Origin of the sequence: Agarivorans sp. OAG1 (genome assembly GCF_037076485.1) — a bacterium.
Lineage (GTDB): Bacteria > Pseudomonadota > Gammaproteobacteria > Enterobacterales > Celerinatantimonadaceae > Agarivorans > Agarivorans albus.
The window spans coordinates 2104750-2127407 of sequence record NZ_AP028990.1; the positions used below are offsets into that span (position 1 = coordinate 2104750).

At 42.9% G+C, this 22658-nt stretch carries 15 protein-coding genes; 13 read left to right on the forward strand and 2 right to left on the reverse strand.

Annotated features, from left to right (window positions below; translation table 11 throughout):
• The first annotated feature begins 45 nt into the window (after positions 1–45).
• From OAG1_RS09605 to OAG1_RS09630, 6 genes are all read left to right on the forward strand, one after another.
• Entirely contained in the window at positions 46–1425 is a 1380-nt protein-coding gene (locus OAG1_RS09605) for a sodium-dependent transporter (RefSeq protein WP_338626121.1), read from the forward strand.
• A 139-nt stretch (positions 1426–1564) separates the two neighbouring features.
• Entirely contained in the window at positions 1565–4189 is a 2625-nt protein-coding gene (pepN, locus tag OAG1_RS09610; RefSeq protein WP_338626123.1) for an aminopeptidase N, read from the forward strand.
• 13 nt (positions 4190–4202) lie between these two features.
• Positions 4203–4421, forward strand: a complete 219-nt coding sequence (locus OAG1_RS09615; protein ID WP_016401874.1) for a DUF2835 domain-containing protein — start codon at positions 4203–4205, stop codon at positions 4419–4421.
• A gap of 159 nt (positions 4422–4580) precedes the next feature.
• A complete protein-coding gene (locus OAG1_RS09620) occupies positions 4581–9413 on the forward strand; it encodes an NAD-glutamate dehydrogenase (RefSeq protein WP_338626126.1) in 4833 nt (1610 codons plus the stop codon).
• Between the two features lie 57 nt (positions 9414–9470).
• Positions 9471–10481, forward strand: coding sequence for a quinone-dependent dihydroorotate dehydrogenase (gene pyrD / locus OAG1_RS09625; protein ID WP_016401872.1), 1011 nt, complete (start codon positions 9471–9473; stop codon positions 10479–10481).
• Positions 10482–10571: 90 nt separating this feature from the next.
• On the forward strand, positions 10572–11123 hold the full coding sequence (locus OAG1_RS09630) for a cell division protein ZapC domain-containing protein (RefSeq protein ID WP_338626129.1): 552 nt from the start codon (positions 10572–10574) through the stop codon (positions 11121–11123).
• On the opposite strand, the gene OAG1_RS09635 is transcribed toward OAG1_RS09630, so the two are convergent.
• Positions 11120–11764 (reverse strand): arylesterase, encoded by a 645-nt coding sequence (locus tag OAG1_RS09635; protein WP_040307181.1) that lies wholly within the window; start codon positions 11762–11764, stop codon positions 11120–11122. The two genes, OAG1_RS09630 and OAG1_RS09635, sit on opposite strands and share 4 nt — an antisense overlap.
• 17 nt (positions 11765–11781) lie before the next feature.
• On the opposite strand from OAG1_RS09635, the gene OAG1_RS09640 reads away from it, so the two are divergent.
• The 4 genes from OAG1_RS09640 (at position 11782) to OAG1_RS09655 (ending at position 18274) form a co-directional block, all read left to right on the forward strand.
• Positions 11782–12480 (forward strand): ABC transporter ATP-binding protein, encoded by a 699-nt coding sequence (locus OAG1_RS09640; protein WP_338626135.1) that lies wholly within the window; start codon positions 11782–11784, stop codon positions 12478–12480.
• Between the two features lie 10 nt (positions 12481–12490).
• Positions 12491–14989 carry an FtsX-like permease family protein gene (locus OAG1_RS09645; protein WP_338626137.1) on the forward strand — a complete coding sequence of 833 codons (2499 nt, stop codon included), beginning with the start codon at positions 12491–12493 and terminating at the stop codon, positions 14987–14989.
• A gap of 138 nt (positions 14990–15127) precedes the next feature.
• Positions 15128–16114, forward strand: a complete 987-nt coding sequence (cysB, locus tag OAG1_RS09650; RefSeq protein WP_016401866.1) for an HTH-type transcriptional regulator CysB — start codon at positions 15128–15130, stop codon at positions 16112–16114.
• 327 nt (positions 16115–16441) lie between these two features.
• The gene (locus tag OAG1_RS09655; protein ID WP_338626140.1) at positions 16442–18274 is read left to right on the forward strand and encodes a diguanylate cyclase; all 1833 of its coding nucleotides are present in this window, start codon (positions 16442–16444) and stop codon (positions 18272–18274) included.
• On the opposite strand, the gene OAG1_RS09660 is transcribed toward OAG1_RS09655, so the two are convergent.
• Positions 18271–18675 (reverse strand): GFA family protein, encoded by a 405-nt coding sequence (locus tag OAG1_RS09660; RefSeq protein ID WP_338626142.1) that lies wholly within the window; start codon positions 18673–18675, stop codon positions 18271–18273. The genes OAG1_RS09655 and OAG1_RS09660 overlap by 4 nt on opposite strands.
• Positions 18676–19016: 341 nt before the next feature.
• On the opposite strand from OAG1_RS09660, the gene OAG1_RS09665 reads away from it, so the two are divergent.
• The 3 genes from OAG1_RS09665 to OAG1_RS09675 are packed head-to-tail and all read left to right on the forward strand — an operon-like array spanning position 19017 to position 22644.
• Positions 19017–19763 carry a hypothetical protein gene (locus OAG1_RS09665; RefSeq protein WP_338626144.1) on the forward strand — a complete coding sequence of 249 codons (747 nt, stop codon included), beginning with the start codon at positions 19017–19019 and terminating at the stop codon, positions 19761–19763.
• Complete coding sequence (locus OAG1_RS09670) at positions 19760–21607, forward strand: SLC13 family permease (protein WP_338626422.1); 1848 nt, start codon at positions 19760–19762, stop codon at positions 21605–21607. Before OAG1_RS09665 ends, OAG1_RS09670 begins: the two co-directional genes overlap by 4 nt.
• Complete coding sequence (locus OAG1_RS09675; protein WP_338626146.1) at positions 21607–22644, forward strand: hypothetical protein; 1038 nt, start codon at positions 21607–21609, stop codon at positions 22642–22644. Before OAG1_RS09670 ends, OAG1_RS09675 begins: the two co-directional genes overlap by 1 nt.
• Positions 22645–22658 lie beyond the last annotated feature (14 nt).

Here is a 22658-nt window from a genome sequence, read left to right on the forward strand (position 1 = left end):
AAAATCATGGACGCAATTAGCAAACACAATATAAAAGAGAAAATCATGAGTAATAACACTTCGGTGAGTAATCGCTGGTCAAGTAACTTTGCTTACATTTTGGCTGCCACCGGCGCAGCTGTAGGCCTCGGTAACATTTGGAAATTCCCTTATATTATGGGTGAGAACGGCGGTGGTGCCTTTGTTCTTGTCTATCTTCTTTGTATTTTATTCATTGGTATCCCAGTGATGATGGCCGAGGTTTACTTAGGTAAACAAGGTCGTTCTACTCCTGCCAACGCGGTCGCTAAAGTTGCTATAGAAAATGGTCGTTCTAAGAACTGGGCATTTATTGGTGGCATGGGCGTATTAGCGGGCTTTTTGGTATTAAGCTTTTATATCGTTATTGCTGGTTGGGCAGTTGCGTATGTATTCAAATCTGCGGGTGGCGATATTAGCGCTGCAGCGGGTGACGCAAAACAAATTGGCGCTTTATTCGACGCATTAACTTCTGATCCTAAGCAGCTTGTTTTATGGGCTACTTTGGTAATTGTAGGCACTGTAGTTGTTTTAGCTAAAGGCGTAACCAAAGGTTTAGAGCGCATTGTTACTTTACTAATGCCTGCGCTGTTTGTATTGCTAACCATCATTATGATTTATGCAGCAGTAACTGGTGATTTTGGCGCTGCAGTTAGCTTTATGTTCAGCCCTGACTTCTCGAAGCTGACGATTAATGGCGTGCTTATGGCACTGGGTCATGCATTCTTCACCTTGAGTTTGTCATCAGGCATTATGATGGTTTACGGCGCTTACCTTCCGGAAGGTGCTTCAATTGCTAAAACCTCTATTTACATCGCAATTGCCGATACCGTTGTGGCGCTAATGGCTGGTTTAGCTATTTACCCAATTGTATTTGCCAACGGTATTGAGCCAAGCGCAGGTCCTGGTTTACTGTTTGTATCATTGCCAATTGCCTTTGGTACTATGCCACTAGGTGGCGTGATCTCTACAGTATTCTTCGTAATGGTAACCGTTGCTGCCTTTACTTCAGCCTTGGCGTTGCTTGAATCTACTTCTGCTTACTTAGTAGAACGTAAAGGTTTCCGCCGTAACGTTGCTGCGGTTATTTCAGGTAGTGCGGTTTGGCTATTAAGCTTAGGTACTATTGGCTCATTTGCTGGTTGGGAAATCTTCCAGTTTGAAGAGAGCCCAATGGGTAAAAACTTCTTCGAAGTTTTAGATTACATTACTGCTAATATTCTTCTGCCTTTAGGCGGTTTGTTTATTGCTGTATTTGTTGGTTGGATTGTTCAAGCTGACAAAGTGAAGCAAGGCATGGGCTTAGAGAGCCAAGCCTTCCAAATGTTCTCGAAGAGCGTTCGCTTTATCTCACCAATTGCCATTGCGGTAGTTTTCTTAAATGCGATTGGCTTATTATCTTTTTAAGCTGAACGTATCTAAAAAGCCGGCTTAGGCCGGCTTTTTTGTTTTTAAAGCAGCAACAAAGCGTTAGCTGCGCATACTATTATCTTTTACAATAAAAACAGCTTACAAGTATTTCTCTTTTCTCAAATAAGGAAGTGTCATGGCCGACTCATCAGCTCAACCTACAGCCAAGTACCGTTCAGATTATCAAGCGCCTGGTTACACTATTGAAAATGTTGCCTTAGAGTTCGATTTAGATCCTAGCGCTACCAAAGTTATCGCTGTATCAACGGTGGTTAGGCAGACAAATGACATTACCGACCTAGTGCTTGATGGTGAAAAACTGGAGCTGCTGAGTATTAAAGTTAATCAGCAAACTCATGACGCTTATCAAGTGAGTGAAGGGCAGTTGGTTATTAGTGAATTGCCAGCGCGTTTTGAGTTAGAAGTAGTGACTCAAGTTAATCCTAAAGAAAATAAAGCCTTTGAAGGTTTGTATCAATCGGGTGATGCTTTTTGTACTCAGTGTGAAGCAGAGGGCTTTCGCCGAATCACTTACTTTTTAGACCGACCGGACGTGTTGGCTACTTACAGCACTAAAATTATTGCCGATAAAGCCCAATATCCGTTTTTACTATCGAACGGTAACAAGGTTGATCAAGGCGAGTTAGCCGATGGGAAACACTGGGTAAGCTGGCAAGACCCATTCCCTAAACCAAGCTACTTATTTGCTTTGGTTGCTGGTGATTTTGACTTGTTAGAAGATAGTTTTGTTACCCAATCGGGCAGAACTATTGCGTTAGAGCTATTTGTTGATAAAGGCAATTTAGATCGTACCGAACACGCTATGGCATCGCTAAAAGCGGCAATGCGTTGGGATGAAGAGCGCTTTGGCTTAGAGTACGACCTTGATATCTATATGATAGTCGCCGTCGATTTCTTCAACATGGGCGCAATGGAAAACAAAGGCCTAAACGTATTTAACTCTAAATACGTACTAGCTAATAAACAGAGCGCCACAGACAATGACTTTTTAGGCATTGAAGCGGTAATTGGTCATGAGTACTTCCATAACTGGACCGGCAACCGTATTACTTGTCGAGATTGGTTTCAGTTATCCTTAAAAGAAGGTTTAACGGTTTTTCGCGACCAAGAGTTTAGTTCTGATTTAGGCTCGCGAGCAGTAAATCGAATTAAGAATGTTCGGATATTACGCAGTCACCAATTTGCTGAAGATGCTGGGCCTATGGCGCATCCCATTCGCCCAGATAAGGTGATTGAGATGAATAACTTTTACACCTTAACAGTGTATGAGAAAGGCTCGGAAGTTATTCGTATGCTGCATACCTTGCTAGGCGAAGAGGGTTTTCAAGCGGGTATGAAAACCTACGTGGATCGCCACGACGGCCAAGCGGTAACTTGCGATGATTTTGTGAATGCGATGCAAGATGCTAGCGGCAAAGATTTAAGCCTGTTCAAACGCTGGTACAGTCAGTCAGGCACACCGGTGCTTAAAGTTCAAAGTGAATACAATGAAGCAAAACAACAGTACAGCTTAAACATTCACCAGCATACACCAGCCACCGCTGAACAAAGCGAGAAACACGCATTACATATTCCAGTGTCTGTAGAGTTGTTAAGCAGCAATGGCGAAGCCTTAGCGCTTAGCATGAATGGGCAAGCTGTTTCTACAGTATTAGAGCTTACTCAGCAGCAACAAACCTGGCACTTTGAAGGCATTAGTGAGCAACCTACATTGGTAATGCTGCAAGAGTTCTCAGCCCCTGTAAAACTAGATATGGAATACAGCACAGACCAATTGTTGCTAATTATCAACCATGCCAGCAATACTTTTGCGCGCTGGGACGGCATGCAAAAGCTAGTTAGCGCGTGGATGAAACAAGCCGTAGCGCAAGTTCAAGCAGGTAACAATCTGCAGCTAGAAGAGGCGATTGTAAATACCTTTAAGCTGCTATTAGAAGATACCTCAATTGATAAAGGTTTATTAGCAGAGCTGCTTACCATTAGTGGTGAGAATGAAATTGCTGATGGTTTTGCCCAAGTAGATATTGATGCAATTGCTCAAGCTCGAGACTTTTTCATTTATAGTTTAGCTGTCGCATTGCCTGAGCAATTTGCAGCCTTAGAGCAAGCTTGTGCAAAAGCCGATAAACAGAGCTTGGCCCATGATGATATCAATTTGCGCTCGTTACGTGCCGCATGTTTACAGTATGTGGCGCATACTCAGCCAGAGTTAGTTTCTGCAGCCTATTTTGATAGCCCAACTATGACTAATAAATTGGCTGCTATGTCGGCTGCTAACAATGCCGGTATCCAGAAGCGTGATGCAATGTTTAAAGACTACGAGCAAAACTGGCAACATGATGGCTTAGTGATGGATAAGTGGTTTGCTTTAGAAGCCAGTTATGCCAAAGAGGGCAGTTTAGCCAGGGTTAAAGCTTTGGCGGAACACCCAAGTTTTAGTATGGAAAACCCTAACCGAGTACGCTCTTTAATTGGTAGCTTCGCTAACAACAATGCGCGTCACTTTCACGCAAAAGATGGTTCTGGTTATCGCTACTTAACCGATATCTTGTGTGTACTAAATACTCAAAACCCGCAAGTTGCATCGCGTTTGATTACCCCGCTGATCCAAACAGTTAAACTGGATGATGAGCGTAAAGCGCTCATTATCGAGCAGTTGCAGCGCTTAGCTGAGCTGGAAGACCTCAGTAAAGATCTATTTGAAAAGGTAACAAACGGCTTGCAACAACTTAAGGCCTAAGTGCAATCGAGCAATGAAGCAGTACTTTTTTAATATTCACATTTCTTATCAGGAGTTTGAGCGGGTATACCGAGGAACAGCCCGCTCTATTATTGCTACCGACAGTAATGGCATGCGCATTCAGATCCCTGCTTTGCGCTTTTTGCCTTTTTTAGACCGAAGCGGAATAAATGGTCGTTTTGTCCTGTCTACTGACAGCAACAATAAATTTCTGTCACTTCAAAAAGTCTAGTCATCTATGTTGTAAATATGTAAAAACGTGGTTTAATTGTTTGTAAGGTGAAAGTGGTTGTTTTGTCGATTATTTTCTAAAGCCAACTACACTGAAATAAACAATAAGCCATTGTTTTACACAATAATAATATTACTCTACTAGGATAAGGAATGCGTTATGACAAGAGCGCAGCAACATGCCTCCGTACTGCTTAAAAAAGTCTATCAAATCGTAAATCAAAAACTGGATAAAACGGCTGCTCCCTTGGCCGAAGAATTTCTCTCACGACTGTTTTCAGGCATGGGCAGTGACGATTTAGCCAATCGCAGCGACAGTGATTTATATGGAGTGGGAGTAGGGCTTTGGAATGCCCTTAATCATACTTCAACCTGCGAACGCCACATTAAGGTTTATAACCCCGAACTAAGCCGCCATGGTTGGCAATCTAGCCATACTATTATCGAGATAGTGGTGCCAGATTCGCCGTTTCTGGTTGACTCCATCCGCATGGCTTTAGGGCGTAGTGGCATTAATACTCACTTGTTAATGCATCAACCGATGCGCTTAGATCGAGATGATAATAACAAAGTGACGGCCGTTCATGATGTAGAGCATGCCCAGCTTGGCAATCAAACAGTATTCATGATTGAGATCGACCGCCAGAGTGATGAAAAAGCCTTACGACGCCTAAATAAAGAACTTAACACGGTATTGGATGAAGTTAATGTAGTGGTGAATGACTGGCAACCGATGCTCAAAAAGTTAAAGTCGGTGGCGGATGAATTGGCTAATAGCAGTGGCGCAAAAGACGATCAGTCTTTGGCCCAAAGTACCGCTTTTTTGTCTTGGATGTCGGATAACAACTTTACCTTAATGGGCTATCGACACTATTCACTTAAGCAAGTAAAAGGCGATTTGCAGCTAATACCTGATGAAACTGGCAGTTTAGGTTTGTATCGAGAATACGTAACCAGCCAAGTTGTCTCATTGTCTTCTTACACCACCGCAGGGCGAGATTTAGCCACCAACCAAGTCCCTTTGGTGTTAAATAAGAGCAACCACAAGTCACGGGTACATAGACCAGCCTATATTGACCATGTTGGGGTTAAAGTTTTTGATAAAAATGGCAAAGTGGTTGGCGAGCACCGTTTCATTGGTTTGTATGCCTCTTCTATCTACAACCGTAGTGCTCTAGAAATTCCACTGATTAACCAAAAGCTAGCGAAGATAATGGTTAATTCAGATCTTCCTGCCGGCTCTCACGCTTATAAATCTTTGCTAAACATCATGGAAACTTATCCCCGTGATGAGCTTATTCAGGCCACTGAAGAAGAATTACTCAACATTGGCTTAGGCGTAGAACAAATCCAAGAACGTGATTTGGTGAAGTTGTTTGTTCGTAAGGATATATACGGACGCTTTTATTCTTGTTTGGTGTATACCACAAAAGAGCGCTACAACACTGCTTTGCGGATCCATAGCCAGCAAATTCTTAAGGAGCATTTTAAGTCTAAGGAAGACGTGGAGTTCTCAACTTATTTCACCGAAGGTTCAATGGCGCGAACCCATTACTTGGTGCGTGTAGAAAATAACGATCAGGAGTTTGACTTGAGCGACCTACAAACCAATCTTATTGAAGCCGCAAGAACCTGGGAAGATCGCTTAGTAGATTCACTTATTTCTAATTTTGGCGAAGAGCGAGCCATTCAGCTTAGTAATAAATATCAAACTGCTTTTCCTCGTTCTTATAAAGAGAATGTATTACCGGGCTCTGCGGTAGCCGATATTATTCAGTTTGAAGATCTTGATGATGAAAATCAGTTAGGCATGCTGTTCTATCGACCTCAGGAAGAAAACATCGATAGCAACCACGTTCGTTTAAAGCTGTTTCACCTAAATGAGCCTTTGCACCTGTCTGATATTTTACCCATGTTAGAGAACATGGGGTTGCGAGTAATAGGTGAAACACCTTATCGACTAACCACTAGCGACGGAAAAGTATATTGGCTGCTCGATTTTGCCATGACCTTTGTAGCCTCTAAAGAGCTGGATATTGAAAAAAATCGCGATAACTTCCAGCAAGCTTTAGCACAAATTTGGTCTGGTAGCTTGGAAGATGATGGCTTTAACCGTTTAGTCTTGGCTGCTCAGGCGTCTGGTAGAGATGTGGCGCTGTTACGTGCTTACGCAAAATATATGCGGCAAATTGGTAGCAACTTTAGCCAAAGTTACATTGAAGAAACTTTTGCTAGCTACCCAGATATATCGGTTCTGCTGCTTGAGCTATTCCGTCGTCGTTTCAATCCTAGTCTTAAACGCTCAGATAAAACTGAAGAGAAAATTGAGGCTAAGTTGATTTCGCTGTTAGACGCAGTAGAAAACCTTGATGACGATCGAATCATTCGTCGCTACTTAGAGATGATAAAGGCCACCTTAAGAACTAACTTCTACCAGCTAAATCAAGATAAGCAGGTAAAAGATTATATCTCTTTTAAAATGAACCCGAGTGCAATATCAGACATGCCACAACCGGTGCCTATGTTTGAGATTTTTGTTTACTCTCCACGGGTAGAAGGGGTGCATTTACGGGGCGGTAAAGTGGCGCGCGGAGGTTTGCGTTGGTCAGATCGACGAGAAGATTTTAGAACCGAGGTACTTGGCTTAGTAAAAGCTCAGCAAGTTAAAAATACGGTAATCGTGCCCGTTGGAGCAAAAGGTGGGTTTGTATGTAAACGTCTGCCAAGCCCAAGTGATCGAGATGCGTGGTTGGAAGAGGGTAAAGAGTGTTACCGCACCTTTATTCGCGGTTTACTCGATATTACCGACAACAACGTAAAAGGTGAGATTGTTCCGCCTAAGCAAGTGGTTCGTCGTGATGAAGACGACCCATATTTGGTTGTAGCGGCAGATAAGGGTACTGCTACTTTTTCAGATATTGCCAATAAGCTGAGTGAAGAATATCAATTTTGGATGGGTGATGCTTTTGCTTCCGGCGGTAGCAATGGATACGACCATAAAGGCATGGGCATTACCGCTCGTGGTGCCTGGGAGTCGGTTAAGCGTCATTTCCGTGAAATAGGTATCGATTGTCAAACTACAGACTTTAACTGTGTGGCTGTGGGCGATATGGCTGGCGATGTATTTGGTAATGGTATGTTGTTATCCGAACATACCTGCCTAGTGGCAGCATTTAACCACATGCACATTATTATTGACCCAACTCCCGATTCAGCCTCCTCTTACAAAGAACGTAAGCGTTTGTTTGAGTTACCTCGATCTTCGTGGGCAGATTACGATAAGAGCTTAATTAGTGAAGGTGGTGGTATTTTCCTTCGTAGTGCTAAGTCAATTTCACTGACACCTCAAATCCAAAAACTGCTAAATACAAAAGAGAAGAGTGTTACACCTAACGCGCTTATTAAACTCATCTTGTGCTCGTCTGTAGACTTGTTTTGGAACGGCGGGATTGGCACATACGTTAAAGCAAGTTCAGAGTCTGACTCAGAAGTTGGCGATAGAGCTAACGACGCGGTGCGAGTTAACGGTAAACAGCTTGGAGCCAAAATTGTTGGTGAGGGTGGTAATTTGGGTATCACCCAATTAGGGCGAATTGAAATCGCATCTAACGGTGGTCGAATAAATACTGACTTTACTGACAATGTGGGTGGCGTAGATTGTTCAGATAACGAAGTTAACATCAAAATCTTGCTAAATGGCTTAGTCAGCAATGGTGATTTAACCGGGAAGCAACGTAACAAACTACTGGTGGACATGACCGAGAACGTTAGCGAGATTGTTTTAGATAACGCTTATCGTCAGGGCCAGTCTATTAGTATTTCTGAGCAATTAGGCGCCGCTACCGTTAAAGAAGTTATCCGCTTTATGCATGCTCTAGAGCGCGACAATCTGCTTGATAGAAACCTAGAGTTTTTGCCTAGCGACGAAGAGCTAATAGAGCGCCAATCTAATGGCCAAGGCTTAACGCGTCCCGAGTTAGCGGTATTAGTGGCCTACGGTAAGATGGTACTTAAAGAGTGGTTTAATGTTGAAGAGGTGACTGAAGATCCCTATTTGAGTCAAACACTCATTACGTCATTCCCATTGCTGTTGCAGCAACGTTACGTAACCGAGATGCATCAACACCCTCTAAAACAAGAAATTGTGGCCACTCGTTTAGCGAACAAAGTGGTTGACGATGTAGGCTTTAACTTTGTTACCCGTTTAGTTGAAGAAACAGGAGCGACTCCAGCTGAGATTTGTAACTGCTATGTCACAGCCTGCGAAGTGTTTGGTGTGTGGGAACTGTACGAAAAAATTGAAGGTTTAGATAACAAAATAAGTGCTCATCTACAGCTGAAAATGATGGATAACTTGCGCCGAATTATTCGCCGTGCGACTCGTCGTTTCTTAACCTTGCGTGACCGCTCACTGGGCATTGCTCAACAAATAGAACGCTATCAGCCTAGCTATTTACAGCTGCAAAAGAACCTTATGGATGTATTAGCCGCTGAAGAAGTTAAGCTGGTTAACAATGAGTCTAAACAGCTGCAAGACCAGCAAGTACCGGCAGAAATTGCTTGTGCAATGGCTAAAATGAACTCGCTTTACTCAGTGTTAGACTTAACTGAAGTAGCAGAGCAAGCCGAACAAGACATAGTAGCGGTAGCTAAGTTGTACTTTAACTTAGGGACTAACATTGGTTTGCATTGGTTCTTGGATCAAATCAACCTACAAAGTGTTGATAATCATTGGCAGGCACTAGCTCGATCTTCCTTTAGAGAAGATCTTGATTGGCAACAGCGTCAGTTAACGGTAAGTGCCTTGAAATGGGCCAGTAAAATGGAAAGCAATGATCCCTTAGATGATTGGTTAGCAGCCCACGAGCCTTTGTTAGACCGCTGGAATCACATGTTAGCTGACTTTAAGACCGGAAATACCCACGAGTTTGCAAAATTTTCGGTTTTATTGAGGGAATTGAACCTATTAAATTTAAACTGCTCCGTAAATTAGTATAAAATACTGCCCCCGAAGCCCTGCATCTTCGGGGGTCTTATACTAGGAGTTCAAATGTATTACCCACTTGCTCGAAAACTTATCTTTCAACTTGATCCAGAACGCGCACACGATCTTACTATTGAGATGTTCAAACGCACTGGTGGAACCTTATTAGATCGTGTTTACCGCCAGAATATCGCGCCTAATCCGGTAGAGTTGATGGGCTTAACTTTCCCTAATCCAGTTGGTTTAGCGGCAGGCTTGGATAAAAATGGTGAGTGTATTCAAGCCTTTGATGCTATGGGTTTTGGTTTTGTAGAGGTGGGTACTGTTACACCGCGTCCGCAATCTGGTAACGATAAACCAAGAATTTTCCGAGTATTAGATGCCGAAGGTATTATTAACCGAATGGGTTTTAATAACTTAGGGATCGACAATTTAATTAATAATGTTGAGCAAAGCCAATATAAAGGGATCCTTGGGATCAACATTGGTAAAAACTTTGATACTCCGGTAGAGAAGGGTAAAGATGATTATTTAATAGGCATGAATAAAGCGTTTCCACATGCTTCTTATATTGCTGTTAATATTTCTAGCCCAAATACTCCTGGTTTACGTACACTTCAATATGGTGAAGCGTTAGAAGATCTATTAAAGGATCTAACTGAGCGTAAAGATCAACTTTCTCAGCAATATAATAAACATGTTCCTTTATTGATCAAAATAGCGCCAGATTTATCAGAAGCTGAAATAGAACAAATTAGTGACTCTTTATTAAAATATAAGCTCGATGGTGTAATTGCTACTAATACAACGCTAGAGCGTTCAATGGTAGAAGGGATGAACCACGCTAGTGAAGCTGGTGGTTTAAGTGGACGTCCTTTGCAATTAAAGTCCACTGAAGTTATTAGAAAATTAGATCATTACTTAAAATCTGAGATACCAATTATCGGTGTTGGCGGAATTGATTCAGCGATGGCTGCTAAAGAAAAAATGGATGCCGGCGCAAAATTAGTTCAAATATATAGTGGCTTTATTTATAAAGGCCCAGAATTAATTAAACAAATAGCCAAGGCTGTATAAATTTTAATTAATTTAATTTGTCTTTGTTGAGTTCTCGTAGTACATTTGTTTATTAAGTGAACTCAACATGGACAGTTTTTCTTTTTAGCAATGTTAATTCAACCTAATAAACAATGGCACTGGGTATTTGATACTAACAAGGGAGTAATGACTCTTGAGTTAGGTGAAAATATGCTGTTTGTGTCTAAGTTGTGTAAAAAGCGTTGTGTTCAACATGCTCAAGAAGATGGTCCGTTTACTACCGAGCACACTCAGCTCTATTATCAATTTCTCGAGCAGTTAGAGCCCTTTAATTGGTCTGATCCTATTAAAGTGCAGATTTGTCTAAATGCTGTCGCGTCAGCTCAATTCTTAAAACCGTTAATGCCGCAAAGCTGGTTTTTTACTAGTACTGCGAGCACTCATCAAAACCTCTTACAAATCGGCGAGCTAGCAGTATTGCAAACCGAAAACGCTCAAGCGCGTTGCGTGGTGGTAGAGGTGAGTGAGCAAACTTACACCTTGATGACGATTGAAGGTGGTTTAGTACTGGATGAGCGAAAATCGCTAAGCCAGTTCGAAGCCATTAAAGTGATGCAAGATCGGGTTGTTCCGCTTTCTCAGCTATTACAAAACGCTAACGGCTTTGCCCAAACCGGCTAGCCGGCGTTCACTAATTCTTTTAGCTGTTCCCTCATTTTCTGACTGATAAGCGGTTGAGCTTGTTGGTTTGGATGTATTCCATCGTTTTGCATCAGTGACGAGTTTGTGGCTATTTCTTCAATAAAAAACGGTAGATAGTTAATCTGTTGCTGTTTAGCAATTTTGGGGTACAAACCCTCAAAGGCTTGGCGATAGCGTTTGCCGTAATTAGGCGGGATGCGAATTTGCATCAACGCAATCTTGATGTCGTTTTGTTTAGCTAAAGCAATAATTGCGTTTAGATTGTTTTCAATGTTGGAAGTAGGGTGGCCTTGTAAACCATCGTTACCGCCTAGTTCAATCAATAACCAGTCGATCTTATGCTGTTGAATCAACGAAGGTAATCGTCTTAAACCACCTGCTGTAGTTTCGCCACTTATACTGGCATTAATGAGATCGATAGCTTGGTCTGTTTCGTTGTAGTATTGCTGGGTTAATGAAACCCAAGCCTGTTCTATTGGCATGCCATATCCAGCACTTAAACTGTCACCTAGGATAAGAATTGACTTGGTATTGGCAAAAGCCTTTGAACTCAATGTAAAAAAGAGTAAAACAGATAGTGTAACTAGCGTTAAAACTTTATTTTTGTGTCTAACCATCATTTTTGAGCACCTACTATATGCCAACAGCTAATTCAGATTCAGCGTCTAACATAATCATAAACGCCAGCGGACTCAATCATCATGTTGCAACTCCGGGTGGAAATTTAAATCTGCTGAATGATATTGAGTTAACTGTGCAACAGGGCGAATCCCTAGCGATTGTTGGAGCCTCTGGCTCAGGTAAAACCACTTTGTTGAGTATTTTGGCTGGCTTAGACAGTGCTAGTCAGGGCAGTGTGGAGCTTTGTTCAAAGAACTTAGCTGCGCTTGATGAAGAACAACGCGCCAGCTTACGTCGCGACAATGTAGGCTTTATTTTTCAGCAATTTTTGTTGGTGCCGGCACTAACTGCGCTAGAAAACGTGATGTTACCTGCGGAGCTTAAGGGTTTACCTAATGCTAAAGAACTCGCAGAGCAGTGGCTGGCTAAAGTGGGTTTAGCTGAACGTCACGATCATTATCCAAATCAGCTATCCGGTGGCGAACAGCAAAGAGTAGCTATTGCACGGGCGTTTATTTGTCAGCCTAAGGTGCTGTTTGCCGATGAGCCTTCGGCAAACTTAGACAATAACAACGGTCAAATCATTGAAGATCTGCTGTTTGAGCTAAACCAACAGGCAGGCACCACTTTGGTACTGGTAACTCACGAGCAAAAACTGGCGGCACGTTGCTTAAGACAAATCACATTACAAGCTGGTCGTATTATTCAGTCTTAAGGAGCCAAGGATGAAGAGTTTAATTTGGCGTTTATTTAAGGCTGAGCTAAAGCGCGGTGAGTTAACCATTATTTCTGCCGCCATTGTGCTGGCGGTGAGTTCGGTGTGGTTGTTTACCAGCATAACAGACCGAATGGAGCAGGCCATCTTTAACAAAAGTGGTGACTTTATTGCGGCTGACCGAGTGGTTCGCAGTGCTCATCCCGTTGACTTACCTTTGGCTGTTCAAGCAGAGTCTTTACAGCTTGATTATGCTGAACAGTTGTTGTTTCCCTCCATGGTTTATGGCAACGAAAACTTAGTACTCGCCAGTGTTAAATCTGTATCCCAAGACTATCCCCTTAAAGGGCGTTTAAGAATAAGCCGAGAAAAAAATGGCTTAACAAATGAGTCCGCCAAGGGCATTCCTCAGGGTGAGGCTTGGATTGCAGAACGTTTGTTTTATCAACTTGATATAGACATCGGCGATTTAATTGAAATTGGTGAAGCAGAATTTCGGGTGACTGGCCGTATTGTTACCGAACCTGATGCGCCCTTCAGTGTATTTATGACCGCCCCACGAGTGATCATTAATATTAGCGATGTTGCACAAACAGAGGTTGTACAGCCTGGCAGTCGTTTAGGTTATCGCTATATGTTTGCTGGAGATAAAAGCCAGCTAGATGCATTCGAAAATTGGGTAACACCGCAGCTTGCCGATAATCAACGCATGGTAACGGTACGTAGTGGCAACTCTCCTTTAGCGGGAGCCTTGCAAAGGGCCCAGCAATTTTTGCTATTAGCTGGTCTTATCGGAATTTTGCTTGCCAGTGCAGCCATTGCGGTAGCTAGTCGCTTATATTGCCAGCGTCACTACGACACTGTAGCAATGTTTAAAGTGCTTGGTGCAAGTAAGCCGCAGATCAGAACCATTTATTTAGGACACCTGTTTACCGTGGTATTGGTGTCTATCGTATTAGGTATTGCTTTGGCGACGTTGGTGCAATGGCCGGTGACCCATTATGTTGAAAAGTTACTTAGTATTGATCTACCGAGTGCTGGCGCTGCGCCTTACTTAATGGCTGCAGGCAGTGGCTTGATTTGTGGCGTAGCGTTTACGCTGCCAACACTATCTCAGCTATTTAACATTGCACCTATGCGAGTAATTCGCCGCAACAGTGATGATGCAGTGGTGAAACCAATATGGATTGCCTTGTGGATGCTAGTGAGTGTATTTGCCTTACTGTTACTTTATAGCGGTTCATTTACCTTGAGTGCAATTTTGCTCGGTGTAGGCTTGATTGCGGTGGCACTGTTGTTGGTTGTGAGTCAATTACTGCTCTGGGGCAGTAAGAAGCAAGCAGAGAAACTGAAAAGCCTAAGTTTGAAGATTGCGATTTCGTCTCTTTATAAAAGAGCTAAGCAAAATAGGGTTCAGCTTATTGGCTTTACTGTAGCCATCAAGTTAGCGTTGGTAGTGTGGGTTATCCAACAAGATTTGATTAGTGAGTGGCAGCAACAGCTTCCAGAAGGCGCGCCTAATCACTTCATGTATAACATTTCCGAGCAGCAGAAGCCTCAGCTAGCTTCTCGTTTTGCCGATGAAAGTGTCGAACTCACCACTATGTTCCCAATGTTACGAGGTCGGCTGGTTGCCATCAACCAAGAAGCAGTTAGTCAAGAACGAGAAGGGGAGTACTCAGAGAAGACTTCTTCACGACGCCGAGGAGCTGGTCGCGAACTAAATTTAAGCAGTGTATTGGAGCTGCCTTATCGTAATGAGCTGGTAGCAGGTGAATGGCTTACAGCTGGCAGTACTGGTGAGGCTTCGGTAGATGAAGAGTTTGCCGAACGCTTAGATATTAAGCTTAACGACACTCTTGAATTTATGATTGGTGCTAGTCGGTTTACGGTTACCGTAACAAGTTTGCGCAGTATCGATTGGAACACAATGCAGCCTAATTTTTACGTATTGCTAAGCCCCGATATTTTGCAAGACTTCCCGACTGGCTATTTAACGTCGTTTAATCTGCCCGAAGATAAAGCGGCTTGGATGGCGCAAACTATGGCGCGTTTTCCCACCTTGGTATTAATTAATGTTAAAGCCTTGATTGAACAACTGTCTCAGGTGGTTGAACAGGTCGCGTTAGCACTCAGACTTGTGCTAGTAGTAGTGCTACTTGCCAGCAGCTTAGTGTTATATGCACAAGTACAAAGCTCTTTGGAAGAACGTAGACGGCAAACGGTGATACTGAGAACCTTAGGCGCTAGCGCAAAACTACTGCGTAATGCGGTGATCTATGAGTTCGTAATACTCGGCTTTTTAGCCGGATTTATTGCAGCCAGTGCTGCCCAAACTATTTTGGTACTATTGCAAGTGTTTGTGTTTGATATCGGCGCTTCCATTAACCTAGGGTTATGGGTACTTGGACCGTTGTTAGGCACCCTGTTAGTCGCCTTAATGGGCGCTGGGGCAACCTTGCGTTTGTTAAAACAAAACTCTGCACAATTGGTGAGAAATTTGAACTGATTAGCGCTTAGTAAATATCTGTTATAAAGACGTTTCAATATCTCTGTAATTGATTATATACTTATGAAAAAATGTAATAAGAACTCGTTAACCGGATAGTTAGCGTTATAGTTTTTTCGCGCCAGAGAACTCAACTACATGAAATTGCAGCAGTTACGTTATATCGTCGAAGTAGTAAACAACAACCTCAATGTGTCGGCTACTGCGGAGAGTTTATATACTTCGCAGCCCGGTATTAGTAAACAAATTCGTTTATTGGAGGATGAGCTAGGGGTTCAGATATTCAAGCGTAGCGGCAAGCACCTTAGCCAAGTAACTCCTGCTGGCAAAGAAATCATTCGCATCAGCAATGAGATTATGGCCAAAGTTGAAAGTATTAAAGCGGTAGCTAATCAGCATACTCACCCAGACCAAGGCTCGCTTAATATCTCAACTACGCATACTCAAGCGCGTTATGCGTTGCCCGAAGTTATTCAAGGTTTTATCCATCGCTACCCAAATGTTTCTTTAAACATGCATCAGGGCACGCCTAACCAGATAAATGAAGCAGTGGCTAAGGGCAGTGCAGACTTTGCCATTGCCACTGAGGCACTGCATATTTTCTCCGATTTAGTGATGTTGCCTTGTTATCATTGGAATCGCAGCATATTGGTGCCCAAAGAACATGAGTTGGCGAAAAAACATTTAAACGGTGAAGTCGTTACCATTAACGATTTGGCTAAACATTCCATTGTTACTTACATTTTTGGTTTTACTGGTCGCTCCGATTTAGATGATGCCTTTGGCCGTGCTGGTAAAGTGCCAAAGATTGTCTTCACTGCGACCGATGCCGATGTGATTAAAACCTATGTTCGAATGGGAATTGGCGTTGGTGTGTTGGCGAGTATGGCTATCGATAAGCAACAAGACCAGGACTTGGTAGCAATTGATGCTAGCCATTTATTCAGAGCAAGTACCACTAAGATTTGTTTTAGAAAAGGTACTTTCTTACGTACTTACATGTACGATTTTATTGAACGATTTGCGCCTCACTTAACCCGAGATATTGTTGATAGAGCCGTGCAAGCCAAGTCTCTCGATGAAGTGGAAGAGCTGTTCAAAAATATTGATTTACCGGTTATGTAGTTGTTCCTCCTAAAGCAGCCAGATGGCTGCTTTTTTGTTTGCCGCATCCCCAACCATTGTTAATAAAATTAACTATAATTGTGATTCATAAGCCCTTCTGGCGCGAGTGCAGTTAGTAGTGCTCTTGGTTAGCAATGCCAGATAAATTGTAACATTTGGTACCCAACTTGATGATAATTCACTAATTAGAGGTAGATTCGTAGACTTCCTTAGTGTTTATCTTTAAGCTTCTAATAAGTGGTTAATGTTTTGTTACAGGGCTGTACGAACATTAGATTTAACAACTACTCCGATATCGCAAGGAAAGGCGGCCTACGTAAAACCATCATGATTAATTATTTTTTGCGCTGTTTAGGCAAAACTCAACTCGCTTTGGCCTTGGTTTTGTTTTCTGTTTGTACTCTCTCTGTTGCTCAAGCTGAGAGCTTAAGTGCGTTGCACGTAAATGGTTTAGAAGATGGTGTAAGGCTGGGTGAGCATTTTCAGGTATGGCACGATTTAGAAGGCAAGGCTGATCTGGCTGATGCTATCGCTGCTTATCGTTTAGATAAGTTCTCTAGATTGCCGAGTAAAGGTTCCACGGGTTTACAGCCAGGAGCGTTTTGGAGCGTTTTCTATCTGCACAATGATAGCGATAAACCGATTACTCTAAATTTAGAATACGTTGACCACCAACTCATCTACTTAAATGCTTATCAACGTAATACTAACGATCCTAGTTTTTTAGAAATTGCCGATCTCGCTTTAAATAATTCTTTTTCAGAGCGCTTAGTCAGTCACCAACGATTTGTAGTACCGGTAGAGTTAGCAGCAGGTGAAACCCATCAGTTTTACTTTCGCTTTGGCTCTGACGAAAAGGGTTTTGTATTCCCAGATTTAAGGGTTTGGCAGCCAGACAAAATGCACTATGTGCAGAGTATCGAGCTAGGCAGTATCGCCTTTCTGGTAGGCGGTCTTGCCTTAATGTCGATTATTTCCTTGGTGACCGGAATTGCCACCAATGATAAAACCTATTACGCATACTTTGTCTATGCGGCGACCAAATTGGCGACATGGCCAACTATATTGGGTTTTACGCATATGTTCTTCATTCGCGAAGACTTCCATTGGAGTTACATGTCCTTAACTGGGGCAATGTCGATAATGACTGGTGTTATTTTTGCCCGCATATTCCTGCAAACAAAAGTGAATACGCCTCGTTTAGATTATGTTTTACGCTTTATGATCTTAAATGCGGCTTTACTTGCCGTGGCGGCACTGACCAGAGAAACCGTATTCTCGGTGGTGCTTATTACCATTGCTTTATTGCTATACCCGATGTTAGCGATAGCCAGTTTGATTCGTTGGTACCAAGGTTCTAGAGAATCCGCTGTTTACACCTTAGGTTGGACAGTATTAATAGTCGGGCTATTTAGCCAAGCCTTGCGTGATTTAGGCCTTGTTGAACATACTTTTGTCACTTACTACTGGCCGGTTGTAGCCTCATACAGTGAAATGATGGTGATCATGGTTGCTATGGGGATTCACCTGTTTAGATTGCGCCGTCTAAAAGAGCAGGCCGAACTGCGCTACCGCAGCCAACTCGAACGCGCTAAACAAGAGTTAGAAATATTGGTGTCTGAGCGTACTCATGCACTTGAAGTTGCTAAGTCTGAGGCAGAGCGTGAAGCTCGCACCGATCCACTAACAGGCATAAATAATCGACGTAGTTTTATGGCCAAGGCCGAGGCGATGTTTGATAGTTGCCGTAACCGTTCGCATCCCATGACCATGTTGATGTTCGATATTGACCACTTTAAGAGAATTAACGATAACCATGGCCATGCTGCTGGTGATAAGGCTTTGAAGAAGTTTGCCAGTACCTTAGAAAGCGAAATCCGTGATGGTGATGTATTAGGGCGTTTGGGCGGTGAAGAATTTGGCTTAGCCTTATATGCCGATTTAGATACTGCAAAACATACCGCAGAGCGTTTACGCTCGGCAGTTGAGCGGATTTATGTGAATACCGGTGTCGTACAAATACGCTTTACCACCAGCATTGGTATTGCGTTGATGCAATCAGAAGAAAATATAGAGCAATTGATGAGTTTAGCCGACCACGCTTTATACGAAGCTAAAGACAGTGGACGTAATAAAGCCGTCGTGGCAAACGTAGCTTAATCTGGAAAATGAGGATACTGAGCTATTTCATCAATATCTTTGTACCATTCAGCTTTCTCGTTGGTAAAAATATGGTCTTGCGGTTTTAAACTAGGGCAATTGTTTAGGCCGCCAGCCGGCACAATTACCCACTGCTTAGTACTCGATAAATAGGGCACTGCACTACCACATTGCTTACAAAAAGCGTTAGTTATACTGCGCTTAGGAACATCGTATCTAGCGACCAGGTTTTCACCAGCCAGCCACTTGAAAAATTCCGGCCTAATAAATAGGTTTGACACATGTGCGCTACCGGACATTTTCTTACACTGATCGCAATGACAGAGATGAAATTGCTGAAACTTGTCTTGGGCTTCAAACTGCACAGCTTCACATAGGCAACTTCCGTTGATGTTAGTCATTCTTCAAGTCCTCCTAGGTTGTATTTCTATCAAATATCCATACTTTTATATCATATTGGTATAACCAGTTTAATCTTTAAACAAGGCCTTGTTATGAAAATGCTAAACTGTCTATCTGGGTGTTCATGTGGCGATACAGCTTGCCTTTACAAAAAATAGCCTTAAAGCAGTATTTTATTGATGTTTGTGATATTCCTATTAGCAATATAATCTTACCAAAGCTAATTTATTGTCATTAACAAGTAATTAGCAACTAATGCTGGTTAAGAGCTAAGCCTTAAGCGTTATCTCGCTTTTGGTTATAAGGCAAAGGATTTGCCGCTTTCAAACAAGGACATATTTTGAATCAATTCACTTTTCCTGCACTAGCTTGCACCTTATCTGTATGCCTTATGGCAGGTTGTAGCCAATCACTCGAGCAACCTAACTCCGCCTACGATTTAGCAGTTAAGCAGGCTGCATTTCCTCAACCTGAAGATGTTAGCACTAATTTGTTTGCCGTAAATGCTAACAACGAACTACTGCAATGGAATGAACAAGGCGACAAATTGCTGGTACTCACTTGGAAAAGCCAGGGTGCCATCGACAAATTTATTTTGCCAAATACCCACAGTTCTACCAATCCAAATTATCCAATATGGGTGAGCCTTGCTCCGCAACTTCAGCAGTTTTGCAGTCAGTACCTGTCTGATAATACAACTGTTTCGCAAAGCGATCTTGAGCTGCGTTTAAAGCAATACTTAGGTTTAGACCCAAGCTGGGATTACGATGCTTTTGTAGAGTTGTATGTTGCGCCAGAAGATCTATTTAGACCTTGTGTCGACCCTGAAACTGACGACCAGAGTTGTAAGCTAGATGCCAGCCACATAGCCGAGGAGGTGAAGGGGATTAACGATTATCCGGGCTTCTATCAAGCTTTATACTTCAAGAGTTTTCGAGAGTCTACAGGTGTTCCATGGACAGGCTTAGGTTACACCTACGATTGGGGAAACCTTCAATCTAAACAAGGTGCTAGTGAATACATTATTGCGCCGGGGGCAGAGTACCAGGTACATGCTGTAATCTCAACGGAGCAGTATTGCCGATGATTATGCCGGAAAAGCTACGAGTTTTAAGTCAGTTTTTAAAAAGTAACCCTGCTTTTTCTGGCTGCCAGAAAGAAGACCTCGCTCGACTGTTAGCAAATATTACCGTTGTGAAGTTAGCGCCTGGTGAGGTTATTTGCCGCTCGGGAGAAGACGCGAACAACCTATATTACTTATTGGAAGGTGAGCTACAAACCACCAATAAAGATCAGGTTAAAGGACCTATTAGTGGCTTCTTCGGCGAAGAGTCGGCACTAGGTATGCGCAGTTACATCTACGATATTGAGGTAGTAGAGAGTGCCGAGCTGGTAGTTTTACCCTTGGCGGCGATACTTACCCTAGAGGCCTACAGTAGTTTTAAGCAGTCATTGCTCGACAGCTTCCACTCTCGCCTTGCCGGACAAACGCATATCGAAGTCGACTTAAGCCCTAAACATGACATTGAAGTAGGCTATCGCCAGATCATTGGTTGGCTGTTTGCGATAATCACGCCTTTAATGATTTATTGGGGTTTAATACTTAGCCAGCAACCATTGCACCAAGATGCAATCTACTTTGCGTCAATCCTTGGCATTTGTTCGGTAATGTGGATCTTTCGTTTGCTGCCAGATTATGTGCCCGGGTTATTTGCAGTTTTAAGTGCCGTATTGCTGGGAATTACCACTAGTGAGTCGGCGTTTTCCGGCTTCTCGAGCAACAGCTTTTTTATGGCTTTGAGCATACTTGGCTTGAGCGCGGTAATCCGCTCATCGGGTTTAAGTTATCGCATGTTGTTGCATCTACTGTTAATCGGTCCTGCTTCCAAAATTTGGTACAACATCAGCTTTTTTAGTGTTGGTGCATTGCTTACACCGGTTGTGCCTACCGTTAATGGTAGGGTAACCATTGTTGCGCCGTTCTTAAAAGATTTGTTGAGTGGTGCGAGTAAAGAAGCGCGTGAGCAAGAGGGACCTAGGTTAAAGGCCAGCCTGCTATTTGGCGCAAGCTTACTGTCGCCAATTTTTGTTAGTAGTAAGTCGGTAAACTTCATCGTACTAGGCATGTTGCCACAGCAAGTTCAGCAGTATTTCCAATGGCTAGATTGGCTACTTGCGGCCTTGGTTTGTGGCATGGTGCTGTTAGCGCTTTACGCTGTTTCTTTGTGCTGGGTTTATCGCAATAAACAAAGTCTAAAGCTGCCAAAAACCACAAGCCTGCAGCAGCTTAAAACCCTTGGTTCGCTAAACCCTGCCGAGTGGTCGTCAATTCTTGGTCTAATCGTGCTTATATCAGCTCTGCTATTTGCCAATATTCACCGTATCGAAGTTGCTTGGGTTGCCTTAGCCATACTGTTCTATTTGATGATGTTTGGCTTTTTAGATCCCAACCAGTTTAGAACCAAAATTGATTGGAGTTTTCTTGTGTTCTTAGGCTCGCTAATTGGTGTGGTCGACATCATTCATCAAGTAGAGCTAGATACTTGGCTTACTGGAAAAATCTATTGGTTAGCAGCTTACATGCAAGAAAGCCTGGCACTGTTTGTGGTGTTGTTGGCTGTTATCGTGAGTCTTATTCGTTTAATACTGCCAATCAATGCAACGGTGATTATTCTAGCCACCTTACTTATTCCTGCTTCCATAGAAGTGGGGGTGAATCCTTGGGTGATTGGTTTCCTAATATTGTTCCTTTCAGAAAGTTTCTTTTGGCCATTCCAGGCTTCTTATTACATGCAGTTTTTAAGTTTAACCACCGGCATTGTGAGTAATGATGAAGCCAAGTTGATGAAAATGAATGTACTGATATACCTGTTTAAACTTGTAGCGGTTTATCTCAGCATTCCTTATTGGCAGAGCATGGGGCTTATATAATGAAAAAGTTATTGTTAAGCGTCATTATGCTGAGCTTTCTCGTTGCCACTATCGGCGTGATAGTCGTGGAGGGGGCTTCAAGGCCAAGAATCCTCATTCTTCATAGCTACGAAACCGACTATGCCTGGACCCGTACAGTTAACCAGGGCATCGACAGAGCCAAACGCGCACACATGAATGTCGATATTCGCTATCACTACATGAATACCAAAAATCAGTCTAGCGAAGCCGCTAAAAAACGCGCTGCAACGGTTGCTAAACGGGTAGTCGATAACTACCAACCCAATGTATTACTGGTTATTGATGACGATGCTCAGCGCTTAGTTGCTACCGATTATATTGGAAATGAAGCGATTCAGATTGTGTTTGCCGGCGTAAACGCCGAGCTTGAAGCCTATGGTTATCAGGATGCTGACAATGTGACCGGCATACTCGAACGTAAATCGGTGTCGGCAATTAAAGAAGTATTAAGGTTATTGGTAGAAAGCCAGCCTAGACTTGGCAGCTTTAAAGGGAGTGTTGTTTACCTCTCAGATAGTTCAACTTCGGCCAAGCTTGATGCGGGTTACCTAGCAAGACAAGAGTGGGCGCCACTTGAATACCAAGGACATGTTGGGGTTAAAACCTTCGAGCAGTGGAAGCAAGCTGTTCTATCACTTAACGGCAAGTACCAATTTTTGCTAGTTGGCGGCTACCGTAAACTGTTTAGTGACGGTAGCGAAAGCTTTGTCTCTGCTGAAGAAGTGGCGCAATGGACCGAAGCAAATTCAACGCTACCGATTGTTGGTATCAATGCATTTAACTCTGAAGACGGGGTCATGCTCTCGATTGGAGCTTCACCCTTTGAGCAGGGAGAGATAGCTTTCGAGCGGGCTATTCGCTTAGTGGAAGATCCCGCTAGTTTGTCACAGATGCCAGTGGCAATATCGAAACAATACGTGGTAGCTCTGCGTCATCAAGCACTTGAAGCTCGCGATATCAAAGTGCCAAAAGTACTAGAAGCTTTTGCCCGCGCCACCAATAACTACTTTGAATAAAACCGTTAAGGAAG